We start from the raw sequence: 13,925 nt of genomic DNA, 5'->3' as shown, positions 1-13,925 counted from the left end.
GATCGTCATGGCAGTTCTTGTTGCCTTTGCCAGTGAGCTTGGTTCCACCCGGGAGATAGCCCAACATATCGCCTCCCGTCTGGCGGTTGTACTGCTCGACGTCGAGTGCCGGTCCGTGGAGGAGGTCGATTCTGTCTCAGGTTACGAAGCCGTCGTGGTCGGTAGCGCCATCCACAACCAGGCGTGGCTGCCTTCGGCTGTGTTGTTCTTTAGGCGCCTTGCCCCCGAGCTGGCAAAACAAGCCGTTTGGGCTTTCAACGTTGGGATGGCCGACGCCTTGCCAAAGCCGTTCCGCAAGCGGGGAGCGGCGCTGCAACAGAAACGCCTCAGAGGGTTTCTGCCCCCGGAAGTTCAGCTTCAAGGCCACAGAGTCTTCTCCGGTGTCTACCAAGCCGATCAGATGCCGGCACAGCTCCGGGTCTTTTTCCAGCTTGTGGGCGGCCGTTTCGGGGACTTGCGGAACTGGGCGGCTATAGATGCCTGGACCGATCAAATTGCAGCGCAGCTTAAACCTGGTGGACCCCCAAAACCCATGCCGACGACTTCGGGCGAGAACCCCGGTCTTGGGCGAAGCGGGCCACGGGCCGGGCAGTGACTTTCGACCCTACAATCCGGGACAGCCACCGGTCACGCTAGCGGAATACGTAATCACCCTTATCGCGGGAGGAAAGTCATGGTCGGGGAAGCATCCACAGCCAGGATTGTTGTCGGCGTTGATGGATCGGAAGCCTCCGTCGAGGCACTGAGGCAGGCCCAGAGCCTTGCGGTGCCATTGGGCGCGCAGGTCATGGCTGTTGCGTACTGGGAGTTCCCCCAGGTCTATGGCGGCTACGTGGCCATGGGCATCGATGACTTCGAGGAAGGCGCCGGACAGGTCCTCAAGGAGTCCCTGGAGAAGGTGTTCGGTCCGGAATTGCCGGACAACGTGGTCTCCCGCGTTGTCCGCGGCCACGCACGGGAATCCCTTATTGAGGCTAGCCGGGAAGCGGACATGATCGTCCTCGGCCGGCGTGGCCACGGAGGATTCGGCGGGCTGTTGCTCGGGTCGGTGAGTTCAGCCTGCGTTGCGCACGCCCACTGCCCGGTCCTTGTTGTCCATGCTCCGGAAGAGAGCTGAACGAAGCCAACGGCCCCCAGGAGAAACCAATGTCCCTTCCCAGCATGGATCCCGGCCGCTTTGACGGTGCCCGGCACGTCACGGAGGAGCTTAGCGAGGAGCGGTGCTGGGAGCTGTTGTGCTCACAGGACACAGGCCGCTTCGGCTTCAACTACAAGAACAGAGTGATGATCCTGCCCGTCAGCTACCTCGTCCATGACCGGGCGATCTACTTCCGTACGTCTGCTGCCGGGACCATCGGGGATGCCGTCCCTCGCCTGAGTTCATCGTTCGAGATTGATGAGGCGCGGCCCGACCGCAGCGAAGGGTGGTCGGTCCTGGTCAGCGGACCTTCCTCGCATGTGCAGGAACCGGAGCTGTTGACCTATCTTTGGGGACAGGTCATGGAAGAGCCCTGGGCCGGCGGGGCAAGGAATGACTTCATCCGGATCCACGCGGCGGTGGTGACTGGCCGCCACGTGCACCTAGCCTGAGTCCGGGTATTGGCGCAAGGCGTCGACGGCGCTCTCCAGTGTCGGATAGTGCCGGGCCTGCCCGAGGCGGGTCTCCGGTCCGAATCTCGCGAGTTTGTCTTTGATGGGCCCCTTGAGTTCGGCAAATACCAGTACGGTTCCTTGGGCCTGAAGGTACTCATCGAGCTGGACCAGTTGTTCGACGGCTGTGCTGTCGATTCCGGTGATGGCCTCCGCCGCAACGATGACACCACGGACCGGGACCCGGGACAGTTCCACGAGTGAGCGGACGTGATCAACGAACACTTGGCCGTTGGCGAAGAACAGCGGCGCGTCGAAACGTACAATCGCCAGGCCCGGAATCCTCGAGCCCTCGGGGTGGCGGGTTGCATCGTGAAAACCCGGGACCCCTTCCACCAGCACCAGCTCGGTCCGGTAGGGCGCGATCGCCCTACCGACGAACACGGCCAGCGACAGACCCACGGCGACGAGGACCCCGGTCAGGACGCCCAGGAACACCACCCCCGCGAACGTTGCAGTCATCAATGCAGCCTCCGTGAGGCTGCTTCTGAACAGCGCGGAGATTCCCTTGGAGTCAATCATCGACGCGGCTGCCACCATGACGACGGCCGACAGGACGCTCGACGGCAAGTATCGTGTGGCGCCCGGGCCGATTTGCATGAACGCGAGCAAGAACAAGGCAGAAAAGATGCCCGCGAACCGGGTCCGGGCGCCGGCATGAATCGCTACCGGGGTCCGCGATGTACTGGCCGAGACCGGAAACCCTCCGAACAGGCCGGCAGCGGCATTGGCTGATCCCAGGGCCAGCATCTCCCGGCCCCCGTCAACGGCGTTTCCGTGCCGGAGGGCAAGGGTTCGTGACAGGACAGTTGTGTCAGCGAAGGCCAAGAGGGCTATGCCCGCGGCGGGTCCTGCCAGAGCCACGATGTCGGCTGTGCCCAGCCTGTCGAGGGCAGGGAACGGCCAGCCGCCTGGGAGGGCGCCGACCATGGGGACAGTTCCCTCGATGCGAAGGAGGAACCCTGCCAGCATGGACCCGGCAACGGCACCGAGCACCCCGAGCATGCGCCAGCGGGGCGACGACCGGGAGGTCACAACAAGCAGCGTTAGCACAAACGCACTGATCAGAGCGGCAGCGAGATTCGCGTCCCCGTGTCCCAGGTGAATCAGGGTAGTCGTGAACTGTCCCCAGACACCGCTGGCCGCGCTTGAGTGTGCAAGTCCCAGCAGGCCCGGGAGCTGGTTCACGGTGATGACCAGCGCTATGCCGGCAAGGTATCCGGTGCGGATAGGCTTCGAGAGCAGATTGCCCAGAAATCCCATCCGCAGCAGGAATCCGAGGACCAGTATTGCCCCGACGAGCAAGGACAACAGCCCTGCAAGGGAAACGGCGCGCCGGGGATCCCCGGCGGCCAGCGGTAACACGGCGGCGGCAATCAGGGGCGCCAAGGAGGAGTCCGGGCCCAGGATGAGGACCTTGGACGGGCCCAGTGCCCCGTAAACGAGAAGCGAGGTGATGGAAGCGTACAAGCCTGCAACCGGCGGCAGCCCGGCGGCAAGCGAGTATGCCATCCCGGCAGGGACCAACAACACACACAGCGAGGCACCGGCACCCAGATCCGCGAGCAGGGACCTCCGATCAATAGAACGGTGTCCGGCGATGGATCGGTGTTCTTTTGCGCCACCGGTCATCGCACGCCCGCCTTTTCCCCGGGAAGGAACCCGACCGCTATTTGCTCTTCTTAACCCGGCGTACGCGGGTGATGATGGTGGGGCACGCCAGCTGGGCGAGGACCGCGTGGGCGGTTGAGCCCAGGAGGAGACGCTTGATTCCGCCTCCGCCGCGACTGCCGAGGACCAGCAGCTCCGCCTTCGATGCGGCTTCAGCGAGGGCCTGGGCCGGTGGATCGGTGGCCAGGACCCTGTGAACGACGAGGTCGGGGTACTTTTCCGCCAGGCCGGCGACTGTCTCGGCGAGGACCAGCCGTTCTTCTTCCATGAATTGCTCGACGAAGCTGCCCTCGGGCAACCCCTTTTGCAGCCAGGCGCCGGGTATCGGGTAGGCATGCAGCACGGTCAGTTCCTGTCCTTCACGGTCTGCCTCGGCGGCAGCGAACGCTACCGCCTGAGTTGATTCCTCCGAACCGTCCACTCCGACGATGACTCCGTGGCGGTTGTTCGCCGTCTCTTCTCCGACGACGGCCACGGGGCAAAGCGCTACGGAAGCGATCTGCAGGGCGCGGTCGGTCAGACGGCCTCCCGGCCTGACATGGGTCCCGGAGCCGATGACCACCAGGGAGGCCTTCTTGGACCTCTTGCGGAGGGCATACCCTGCGGTGCCCGAGATCAGTACGGTTCGAACGTGAACTGTCGGTTCCACCCCGGCTGCGTGGGCTTTGGCCTTGATCAGAAGCTCTGTCGCGGCCTTGTTGGCCATCTCGTTATAGGCAAAGGATTCGGCCATCCAGCGGTCATCCACCGCGTGCACGAGGTCCACGGGCAGCTTCAAAGCCACGGCCCGGTGCATTGCCCAGGTCACCGCGGCTTCATTGGCCCCGGAATCGTTGATGCCGACGACTATTGGTTCTTTCATGGCATGTCCGCTCTTCCTCGAGAAGGTCTTCGGCCAGTTCGCGGCCTGTGCAGGTTCAGTCTCCGTCCCGCCGCTGTTGACTGTTAGGGCCGGAAGTCCTGACGTTCGCTCTCGTCCATGCCGGCCGCTACCCCAGCTCCGCGGGTCCCATGGACTGGGAAGAGCTCGGACGCCACCGTATCCGCGGGGAGCCGAGGCGCCTCGTTGCCAGGTAGGCCCCTGCGCCCATGATGGTGAATCCAATGATTCCCAAGGCCGGGGTGCGGGCCGCGACCCCGATCAGCAGCACAAGGCATCCAACGACGGCAGCGAAGATGCCGAAAGCCATGTGTCGGGACTGTGGATGCCCGGGCGTCGATCTCATCCTTGACGCGAATTTCGGGTCATCGCGCTCGAGTTCCCGGGCGATCTGTTCCAGTGTCTTCTTTTCGTGTTCGGAGAGAGCCATCATCGGCCTCCTATGCCGGCGTTGGTGGAAACCATGCTGCTAGAGCGGGTTGGCGAGCTGGACTGCTTCGAGGTATTCAGGGACCCTGGCGTTCCAGCCCAGCTCTCGCTTGATGCGGCGGCGCAGGGCATCGGAAGCGTCTGGTTCGCCGTGGGTGATGTAAGTCATGTGGGGGGCTTCGGCCGCTGTGCGCATCCAACGGATGATTTCGTCCGCGTCGGCATGCGCGGAGAATCCTTCAATTTGTACGACCTCGGCCTGAATAGGGACGTCCTGGCCATAGATTCTGAGTTCCGTTGCTCCGGCGGCCAGGTCGGCACCGCGCGTTCCTCCGGCTTGGTAGCCGCTGAGGACGATGGCGTTTTTCGGATCCGGACCGAAGGCCTCGAGGTGGTGAAGGATCCTTCCTCCGGTGATCATGCCGCTGGCGGAGATGATGATCATGGGTCCTCCCCTCAGGTTGAGAAGCTTGGAATCGTCTGCGGTGCGCGTCATGGTGGCCAGTTGGTACATGTCTTCGAACTCGTCCACGAGGAGCCGGTGCTCGTCCGGGTGCTGCCGGTACATGTAGGACGCGTCGATGGCCATGGGGCTGTTGAGATAGACCGGAATGTCGGGAATAAGGTGCTTGCGGCGGAGCCTGGTGAGGTGGAGCATCAGGGTTTCTGCGCGGCCGACTGCGAACGCGGCGATCATGATGACTCCCCCGCGCTTGGCAACGCGGGACACGACCGAGCCGAGCTCAGCCTCCGGGTCCTGTTCCGGGTGGGTCCGGTTGCCGTAGGTGGATTCAGTGACAAGGATGTCGGCTGCCTCCAGTTCCCGGGGCGGGAACATGAGGGGATCGTCGTCGCGGCCCAGGTCTCCGGTGAAGTGTATCGAGTGCCCGTCGACGTTTAGGTGGATCTGGGCCGCTCCAAGGATGTGCCCGGCCGGGAGGAAAGTGGCCTCGATGCCATCTCCAAGTTCAAGCGGGGCATCAAAGTCGCGGGGCTCGAAGGCGTTCAGGGACCTGACCGCATCGGCGGCGGTGTAAACCGGAAGCGCGGGAACGTGCACCGAGGAGCCCCGATGGTCAGCGTAACGCGCCTCTTCCTCCTGGAGGTGGCCGCTGTCCGGAAGCAGCAACTTGCACAGTTCACTCGTCCCGTGGGTGGCGTAGATCGGCCCGGTGAAACCGTCCCGGACCAGCGCCGGGACGTACCCGGTGTGGTCCAGATGCGCGTGGGTGAGCAGCACCGCGTCGATGGATGCGGGCGAAACGGGAAAGGGGGTCCTGTTACGGTCGCGGATGCGTTTGTAGCCTTGGAAGAGGCCGCAGTCGACGAGGATCCGCGTGTCCCCGGATTCCAGGAGGTAACGGGACCCAGTGACGGTGTCCGTCGCTCCCAAAAACCGCAGACGGGCCGGGCGGGTGCTTTTCATGCCGGTCTCCTCGATGTTGGCAGTGCCGGGCATCCGGCGGTGGCCTGATGCCCGGTCCGATGTTGCTCGGCTACGGGGCCGGCATCACGTGGTGGTGACGGTATTCCTCAGTGCTGGGCTTGATCGCGAGGGCCGTGACCACCAGGGCGACAGCGCCCGGAATCCAGGCGCTCCAGGCGGCGCCCGTCATGGAGGCGAAGCCTCCAAGCCATGGCGCAAGAAGGAGGACGACGGCGAACGCGGCTTGCGCCCATTCGGCAACCGGCATCCCCGGTATGGCCAGGTTGGTGACGCCGGCGGCGACCAGGAGGACGCCGAGGATGACCATGAAGGCCGTGGACGATCCGCCTTGAGTTGTCCACAGCACCGAGAGTGCGGCATAGGCGCCGGCGGCGATGACCGTCCAGTCCTGCCAGCGTATCCACTTCTTCATCTGGATTGTGCTCCTTTGATCGGTTTGGGTTTTCTGGTGGCCGCCCGGAAGTACCAGGACGGGGCTAGGTGGGCTCGTTTCATTCGGGCTCGTGCACGACGAGAACGGGGCAATGGGCATGGGCGACGCAGGCGGTGCTGACAGAGCCGAGCAACAGGCCGTTGAACCCGCCGTGGCCGCGCCTCCCGACGACCAGTAGAGAAGCGAATCTGCTGGCGTCGATGAGCGACTGCCGGGCGGCGCCGAGGACCAGCCTGGTCCGGACGTTTCGGGGCAGTTCCGGGCCGAAGGCCTTCGCCATGGCGTCATGCAGGATTTCGGCTGCCTGGTGGCTGAAGCCGTCCCGCCCCATCATTTCGTAGGCCGCATGACCCACGGGGAAGTTCCAACAGATCCAGCCCTCGACGTTCGCCCCTAGTGCCGATGCGATGCGTTGGGCTTGGCGCAGGGCCTCGATGGAAGCGTCGGAGCCGTCGACGCCGACGATGATCTTGTCCTGCCGGGTGACCGTGGCCATGGTCTTCCTTTCCGGCTCGTACGGTTTCTCTAAGAATGGACACAAAAGATGCGGCCAAACAGGGTCGAAAGTCATGGCACCCGCCCGGGTCCTTCGGCCCTTGTTTGCCGTAGGCGGGCGGGGAACAATGACAGAGCCGGGCAACCATGACGGGCCGGCGGGACCGCGGCCACGGGCTGCCGGACAGGAGGATCATGGAACGCCCAGTATCACCCCAAAGCGACGCCGGGGTCCTTGGCGCGCCACCAATCCGTGTCTATGTCCTGGACGACCATGAGCTTGTCCGCCGGGGGCTGCAGGAACTGCTCGAAAGCGAAGGCTTTGTGGTGGTGGGCATGTCAGGTTCGGCCGAAGAGGCCGCCCGGCGCATTCCGGCGTTGCGCCCGGACGTCTCGGTCCTGGACGCCCGGTTGCCCGACGGCACGGGCATCGAGGTGTGCCGGGAGGTGCGCTCCGTCGATCCCACACTGAATTGCCTGATTCTGACAAGTTACGACGACGAACAAGCCCTTCGTGGGGCCGTCCTTGCGGGTGCGGCCGGGTACGTTTTGAAGGAAATCGGAGGCACTGACCTGCTCGGTGCGCTCCGCCGGGCTGCGCGAGGCGAGTCCTTGTTTGATGCGGCCGTGAAGGCGAAGATCATCCAGGGCCTCACGGAGCCTCGGCGCGTGGATCCGAGGGTCGCCTCATTGACGCCCCAGGAACGGCGGGTCCTGGATTTGGTGGGCCAGGGTCTGACGAACCGGCAGATCGGGGAACAAATGGTGCTCGCCGAGAAAACCGTGAAGAACTATGTGTCCTCGATGCTGGCCAAATTAGGATTCGAACGGCGCACCCAGGCGGCCGTCTACATTGCCCACGGGCCGGAAGCGGAAACCTGAACCGTCGACGGCCCAGTGGATGACCGCTCAGTGGATGACGGATCAGGGGTCGACGGTTCAGTGGATGGGGACCTTCCACACCAGGGTGGTCCCTTTCCCGGGCACTCCGGCGACCTCGAATGAACCGCCCAATTCCGCGGCCCGTTGTTCCATATTCACCAGGCCATTCCCGTGCACGGGATCCCTGAAGCCTTTGCCGTCGTCTTCGATGATCAAGGTCAGCACGCCATCTTCCACGGACACTGAAACGCTGATTGCCTGTGCCTCGGAATGGCGGACCGCATTGCTGAGGCCCTCTGAGGTGACTGCCAGCGCGTTGGTGACGGTCCCGTCGTCGGGCACTGAATCGACCGCCCCGTTGAGTGCAAGGTGGGGGGCGAACGGCAGGGATCTGGTGGCATTGCGCACCGTCTGCAGTATGCGGCTGCTCAACAGCTCCTGCTCACCCGAACTGGCCTGCAGGGAATAGATCGTGTTTCGGAGATCCCTGATGGTCTCATCCAATTCCGCGGTGACGGCATCGATCCGGGCCAGAGCAGGTTCTCCTGAAGTAAACCGCCGCAGGCTCTGGATGCTGAGTCCCGCGGCGAAAAGGCGCTGGATCACGACGTCGTGCAGGTCCCGGGCGATGCGATCCCGGTCCGAGAAAACCACCAACTGTTCACGAAGCCGGTGAATTCTGTCCAGTTCCAGGCCCAAGGCAACGTGGGAACCGAACACAGCCCCCATCTCCACGTCGGTCTTCGCGAAAGGTCCCGTTCCAGGGGTCCGAACCAGGAGCAGGAGTCCATGGTGGGCGCCCTGGGCGCTGAGATCGATCGCGAGGAGCTTTCCCAGGGGCGGCCCGTCGACCGGTCCGAGGATGTCTCCGGCCTCGTCGATGCATGCGGGCGTCCCTGTAGCGGCGACGCTCCTGATCGCGGCGGAATCCATCGGCAGGATACTCCCCGCGAACTTTGCGCCATCGGCCCCTGCGGCACCTGCGACGCGATACGAACCCACGCCCCCGTCCGGAACCAGGATCAGCGCCAGCCGGGATTCTGATTCCCGAAACGCCCTCTCCGCAATCAGGTCCAGGGCCGCTTTGTCGGGCTCCGCCGACCGGTCATCACCCAGCATCCGGCCCGTCACATCCATGCAAGCCTGAAGCCAGGACCCGCGGCGGCGGGCGTCCTCATAGAGGCGGGCGTTCTCGATCGCGACCCCGGCCGCTGCGGCCAACGCGACGGCGAGGTCCTCGTCTTCAGGAGTGAAATCGCCGCCGCCCTCCTTTTCGGTCAGGTACAAATTGCCGAAGACAACGTCACGGACCCGCACCGGAACACCAAGAAAGGACCTCATCGGTGGGTGGTTTGCAGGGAATCCGTAAGACTTCGGATGTTGGCGCAAATCATGAAGCCGAAGCGGCACGGGTTCGCTGATCAGCAGTCCGAGGACACCGTGTCCAGTGGGGAGCGGGCCGATGCGGCGTGCAAGGTCTTCGTCGATGCCGACCGTAACGAAGTGGCTCAGCGACTTGTTCTCACCGATGACACCCAGCGCGCCGTAGCGGGCATGCAGCAGCCTGCAGGCAGAATTGACGACCCTGTCCAGAACGGCCTCAAGGCTCAAGTCTTCGGCGACCGCGACAACCGCTTCCAGCAGTTCCCGCATCTGTTCCTGGGCGTCCAGGAGTTCTCCGGCCCTGGCCAGAAAGTCCCTGAGCAGGTCTTCGATCCGGGTTCCGGTGACGTGAAGGCGATCAGCCTGCACGGGTTCTGGAATGGAGCCGTTCATCTACTGCCTTTCGAGTGGTACCGGCCACACAGGGCAGGTAACCCGTGTTGTGGCGGGTGGCGTATCCGATGCCAGACTACCCCCGGAGTCCCGGGTTCCTCCAGACGCCCGAGATGCGAGGGTCTTTGTGCCCTGTTCCCCCCATCACGCCCCGGCGTAGCCTCGGCGACATGACCGATAAATCATCGACACCAGAGCCAGAGGTCCTGCAGCCTCAACAATGCTGGGAGCTGTTGCGCGGCGTCTCGGTTGGGCGCCTCGCCGTCTGGGCGGAAGACCACCCCGACATCTTCCCGATCAACTACAAGGTAGACCACGGCACGCTCGTCTTCCGCACCGGAGAAGGAACCAAACTCCACTCGGCCCTGAGCGAAACACCCGTGGCGCTGGAAGCAGACGGCGTCAACCCGGACACCGGGGTGGCGTGGAGCGTGGTCGTGAAAGGGCAGGCTGCCGCCATTAGGCTCACTCAGGAAGTTCTCGATACCGTCGGGCTGCTCCTCTTCCCGTGGCAGGCGGGCCGAAAGGACCACTTCATCCGCATCGTCCCGACGTCGATCACCGGACGCCGCTTCACAGTCACCCCTCCCCTGACCTGGTGGAGTCCCCTGGACGACGCCACCCGCGCCGGCCTTGAATGATGGGGCGCCCTGCGGGTCTAAAGCCCCTAACGACGGCGGACAGCCGCCGGTAGCGTCAGGGTCATGAACCCTCAATCAGCGGATGCGATCGAAAGACTGAGCCCCGACGAATGCTTTGAACTGCTTGGCCAAAGCGCCGTGGGCAGGCTGGCCGTGATTGTCGGGAACCATCCGGATATTTTTCCCGTGAACTATGTCGTGGACAACGGCTCGATCGTCTTCCGGACCGGCCTCGGTACGAAATTCTGGAGCACAATGCGGGACCCCTGCGCGCTCGAAATCGATGGCTTCGATGCGGGCTCCGGGAAGGCCTGGAGCGTCGTCGCCCGGGGCCCGGCGCACCTCATCGTCGACTTGCAGGAAAAGGCCGCCGCCGACGCCCTCCACCTGGATCCCTGGCAGCCGGGCAGCAAGAGCTACTACCTGCGTCTGACCTTGGATGCCGTCACGGGTAGACGCTTCAAGGCCATCCGGCCAGATATTTGGAACACTCCCGTGTGGGATGCCCGCTCCGAACTGTTCCACTGACCTTGTATTTCCTGGGCGTTGGTGCCGTGGGTACTGCTGCCCCTCTTGGATGGAGCATCATGAAAGCACTCGTCTATGGCGGACCCGGCATGAAGTCTTGGACTGACGTTCCTGATCCGCGCATCATCAACCCGGGCGACGCCATCGTCCGCATCGATACGACCACGATCTGCGGAACGGACCTTCACATCCTCAAAGGTGACGTTCCGGCCGTCCAGGAAGGACGCGTTCTCGGGCATGAGGGCGTAGGAACGATCACGGAAGTGGGTTCCTCCGTCACCGGGCTCAGGACCGGAGACCGCGTCCTCATCTCCTGCATCAAGTCCTGCGGGCACTGCGGCAACTGCAAGAAGGGCCTCTACTCCCACTGCTCCGGAGAGGAGGGCCAAGCCGGAACAGGTTGGATATTCGGTCACCTCATTGACGGCACCCAAGCCGAATACGTGCGCGTCCCTTATGCCGATAACTCGCTCTACAAATTGCCCCACGGGGTCACTGACGAGCAGGCCGTCATGCTCTCCGACATTCTGCCGACGGCGTTCGAAATCGGAGTCCAAGCCGGTCGCATCAAGCCAGGCGACGTGGTCGCCGTCGTCGGAGCCGGCCCTATCGGCCTGGCCGCCATAGCCACATCAGGCCTCCACGGCGCCGCCACGATCATCGCCATCGACCCCGACGAAGGGCGCCTGGCCAGGGCCCGGGAATTCGGGGCAACAGGGGTCGTGAACCCCGATAGCCCCGGGTGGATCAGTGAGGTCATGTCCTACACCGACGGCGCCGGAGTGGACGTAGCCATCGAGGCCGTCGGTATCCCGGACACGTTCGACATGGCCTTGCGGCTCGTCCGCCCGGGCGGGAACGTGGCCAACATCGGCGTACACGGCAAATCCGTTGAACTGCGCCTCCAGGATCTTTGGATCCGCAACATCAACATCAGCATGGGCCTGGTCAACACCAATACGACGCCGATGCTGCTCCGGCTGGTGGCCGAGCACAAAATCCCGGCCGAGAAATTCGCGACCCACCACTTCACCCTCGCCGAGATCATCGATGCCTACGACACCTTCTCAAGGGCAGCCGAAACGCACGCCCTCAAGGTCATCATCAGCCGGGAATCCCATCATTAGGCACACAGACCGAACCGTTGCGGATCATCGACCTCCCATGGCCACAATCCGGCGCTTTCCGCTCGTAGCGGCCACACTCCTCGCAGTAGCCTGCGTTGGGGTACTGCTGGGCCTCGGACAGCCGGCGGCGGCACAAACAACAGCGACTATCTATGCCCTGGCCGTGGCCGGGTACCGTGCCGTGTCGATGCTCAAGGATCTCTTTCGAGGACGGTGGGGCATCGACTTGCTGGCCGTAACGGCGATCGTCAGCACGCTCGTGGTCGGCGAATACATTGCTTCCCTCATCATCGTGCTCATGCTCACTGGAGGAGACGCGCTGGAGGAATTCGCCCACGGCCGGGCCACTCGCGAGCTGAGATCCCTTCTCGAGCGTGCCCCCCGGACAGCTCACCGTGAGACCCCCGGCAACCCTGTGGAAGAGATACCTGTGGGGATGGTCCGACCAGAAGACGTACTCTTGGTCAAACCCTCCGAAGTCGTCCCCGTAGACGGACTGTTGCTCTCCGCAGCCGGAACTTTCGACGAGTCCTCCCTGACCGGTGAAAGCCTTCCAGTCGAACACCGCGAAGGCGACACCCTGCTGAGCGGCGCGGTCAACGGCGAGGAAGCCGTTCGCATGGTTGCAAGCGCCACCGCCGCAAATTCCCAGTACAGCCGGATCGTGGCCCTGGTCCAAGAGGCTGCAGCAAGCCGCGCCCCCACGGTCAGGCTCGCGGACCGATACGCGGTGCCCTTCACGATTTTCGCCTTCCTGCTGGCCGGGATCGCCTGGTACATCAGCCAGGATCCAGAACGTTTTGCCCAGGTGCTGGTCGTTGCGACACCGTGTCCCCTGTTGATCGCAGCACCTGTTGCGTTCCTTGCCGGCACCAGCCGGGCAGCCCACTCAGGGATCATCATCAAGAATGCCGGTACCCTCGAACAACTCGCGCGCGTCAGGACAGCCGTCTTCGACAAGACCGGCACGCTCACGCACGGCCGCCCCACCCTTTACGGGATACAGGTTTCCCGGACCGCTCAAGGCATATCCCCCAGTCGGGTACTTCAACTCGCAGCGTCCGCCGAACAGTCTTCCTCGCATGTCCTGGCAGCCTCCGTGATTGATGCCGCACGATCCCGCGGCCTGCCTCTGCTTCCCGTCAGTAGCGCCAACGAGCACGCGACCCAGGGCGTCACGGCTGTCTGTGGAAACCAGACTGTGATGGTGGGCAAAGCTGCCTTCGTCGGCCCAGCCACAAGCGGCTTCGAAAAGGCAGACGTGGCCAGCGGACAACTGGGGATCTACGTCGGCGTGGACGGGCGTTTCGCCGGAATGCTGATCATGAGAGACCCCTTGCGGGAAAACGCGGTGGCCACCTTGGCTCAGCTGCGACGCCTCGGCGTGCGGGAAACTATGCTCCTGACCGGTGACACCCGTTCCACCGCGTCGCATATCGCGACCGAAGCCGGGATAACCCGGGTCCTGGCTGATTGCCTGCCTGCCGACAAGGTGGCCGCCGTCGCTGAGCTGAGGGAACGCCCTGTGATGATGGTCGGTGACGGAGTCAACGATGCGCCCGTCCTCGCCGCGGCCGACGTCGGGATAGCCATGGGTGCCAAGGGAGCAACCGCAGCCAGCGAGTCGGCCGACGTCGTGATCATGCTCGATGACCTATCCAAGGTGGCCACTGCCGTGGACATCGGCCGGCACACCCTCCATATCGCCCGCACCAGCATCTGGACAGGCATTCTCCTCAGCGTGGGGCTGATGGCGTCAGCGGCATACGGCTTCGTCCCGGCCGTGACTGGCGCTCTCCTCCAGGAGCTCGTGGATCTCGCCACGATCCTGAATGCGCTCCGCGCTTTGGGACAAGGTCGACGGAACTCTGCGGGCCGGCGCTTCGGACGAAAAACTTCAACGGTTGATCCAGAACGGTCCCTGCCGCCAGCCGCCTTCCACGGGCCGAACACGGGGCTGTGACCT

The 13,925-nt window shown here is 63.9% G+C and carries 15 protein-coding genes; 8 read left to right on the top strand and 7 right to left on the bottom strand.

Features of this window, described 5'->3' with window-relative positions:
• The first annotated feature begins 7 nt into the window (after positions 1–7).
• The 3 genes from NFJ07_RS08330 (at position 8) to NFJ07_RS08320 (ending at position 1,590) form a co-directional block, all read left to right on the top strand.
• Positions 8–595, top strand: coding sequence for a flavodoxin domain-containing protein (locus tag NFJ07_RS08330; protein ID WP_269993640.1), 588 nt, complete (start codon positions 8–10; stop codon positions 593–595).
• A 78-nt stretch (positions 596–673) separates the two neighbouring features.
• The gene (locus tag NFJ07_RS08325) at positions 674–1,117 is read left to right on the top strand and encodes a universal stress protein (RefSeq protein WP_269993639.1); all 444 of its coding nucleotides are present in this window, start codon (positions 674–676) and stop codon (positions 1,115–1,117) included.
• A 29-nt stretch (positions 1,118–1,146) separates the two neighbouring features.
• On the top strand, positions 1,147–1,590 hold the full coding sequence (locus tag NFJ07_RS08320) for a pyridoxamine 5'-phosphate oxidase family protein (protein WP_269993638.1): 444 nt from the start codon (positions 1,147–1,149) through the stop codon (positions 1,588–1,590).
• Here the strand turns inward: NFJ07_RS08320 and NFJ07_RS08315 are convergent.
• From NFJ07_RS08315 to NFJ07_RS08290, 6 genes are all read right to left on the bottom strand, one after another.
• Entirely contained in the window at positions 1,582–3,282 is a 1,701-nt protein-coding gene (locus tag NFJ07_RS08315) for a SulP family inorganic anion transporter (protein WP_269993637.1), read from the bottom strand. The two genes, NFJ07_RS08320 and NFJ07_RS08315, sit on opposite strands and share 9 nt — an antisense overlap.
• A gap of 37 nt (positions 3,283–3,319) precedes the next feature.
• Positions 3,320–4,183 (bottom strand): universal stress protein, encoded by an 864-nt coding sequence (locus NFJ07_RS08310; RefSeq protein ID WP_269993636.1) that lies wholly within the window; start codon positions 4,181–4,183, stop codon positions 3,320–3,322.
• 127 nt (positions 4,184–4,310) lie between these two features.
• Positions 4,311–4,631, bottom strand: a complete 321-nt coding sequence (locus NFJ07_RS08305; protein WP_269993635.1) for a DUF3040 domain-containing protein — start codon at positions 4,629–4,631, stop codon at positions 4,311–4,313.
• A 39-nt stretch (positions 4,632–4,670) separates the two neighbouring features.
• Entirely contained in the window at positions 4,671–6,056 is a 1,386-nt protein-coding gene (locus NFJ07_RS08300; protein ID WP_269993634.1) for an MBL fold metallo-hydrolase RNA specificity domain-containing protein, read from the bottom strand.
• A gap of 70 nt (positions 6,057–6,126) precedes the next feature.
• Positions 6,127–6,489: an SPW repeat domain-containing protein gene (locus NFJ07_RS08295; RefSeq protein ID WP_269993633.1), complete on the bottom strand. Its 363-nt coding sequence runs from the start codon at positions 6,487–6,489 to the stop codon at positions 6,127–6,129.
• Between the two features lie 79 nt (positions 6,490–6,568).
• Positions 6,569–7,006, bottom strand: a complete 438-nt coding sequence (locus tag NFJ07_RS08290) for a universal stress protein (protein ID WP_269993632.1) — start codon at positions 7,004–7,006, stop codon at positions 6,569–6,571.
• A 194-nt stretch (positions 7,007–7,200) separates the two neighbouring features.
• Between NFJ07_RS08290 and NFJ07_RS08285 the strand changes: the two genes are divergently transcribed.
• A complete protein-coding gene (locus tag NFJ07_RS08285; protein WP_269993631.1) occupies positions 7,201–7,887 on the top strand; it encodes a response regulator in 687 nt (228 codons plus the stop codon).
• Between the two features lie 57 nt (positions 7,888–7,944).
• Here NFJ07_RS08285 and NFJ07_RS08280 read toward each other — a convergent pair whose 3' ends face one another.
• Positions 7,945–9,663: a GAF domain-containing sensor histidine kinase gene (locus NFJ07_RS08280; protein ID WP_269993630.1), complete on the bottom strand. Its 1,719-nt coding sequence runs from the start codon at positions 9,661–9,663 to the stop codon at positions 7,945–7,947.
• Between the two features lie 170 nt (positions 9,664–9,833).
• Between NFJ07_RS08280 and NFJ07_RS08275 the strand changes: the two genes are divergently transcribed.
• From NFJ07_RS08275 to NFJ07_RS08260, 4 genes are all read left to right on the top strand, one after another.
• Positions 9,834–10,304: a pyridoxamine 5'-phosphate oxidase family protein gene (locus tag NFJ07_RS08275; protein WP_269993629.1), complete on the top strand. Its 471-nt coding sequence runs from the start codon at positions 9,834–9,836 to the stop codon at positions 10,302–10,304.
• Between the two features lie 63 nt (positions 10,305–10,367).
• On the top strand, positions 10,368–10,832 hold the full coding sequence (locus NFJ07_RS08270; RefSeq protein WP_269993628.1) for a pyridoxamine 5'-phosphate oxidase family protein: 465 nt from the start codon (positions 10,368–10,370) through the stop codon (positions 10,830–10,832).
• Between the two features lie 59 nt (positions 10,833–10,891).
• Positions 10,892–11,959 carry a zinc-dependent alcohol dehydrogenase family protein gene (locus tag NFJ07_RS08265; protein ID WP_269993627.1) on the top strand — a complete coding sequence of 356 codons (1,068 nt, stop codon included), beginning with the start codon at positions 10,892–10,894 and terminating at the stop codon, positions 11,957–11,959.
• A gap of 37 nt (positions 11,960–11,996) precedes the next feature.
• A complete protein-coding gene (locus NFJ07_RS08260; protein WP_269993626.1) occupies positions 11,997–13,922 on the top strand; it encodes a heavy metal translocating P-type ATPase in 1,926 nt (641 codons plus the stop codon).
• The last annotated feature ends 3 nt before the right edge of the window (positions 13,923–13,925 follow it).

The organism is Arthrobacter sp. B2a2-09, from assembly GCF_027587375.1.
Lineage (GTDB): Bacteria > Actinomycetota > Actinomycetes > Actinomycetales > Micrococcaceae > Arthrobacter.
The sequence above is the reverse complement of the archived record's forward strand: the minus strand, read 5'-3'. Positions and strand labels throughout refer to the sequence as shown.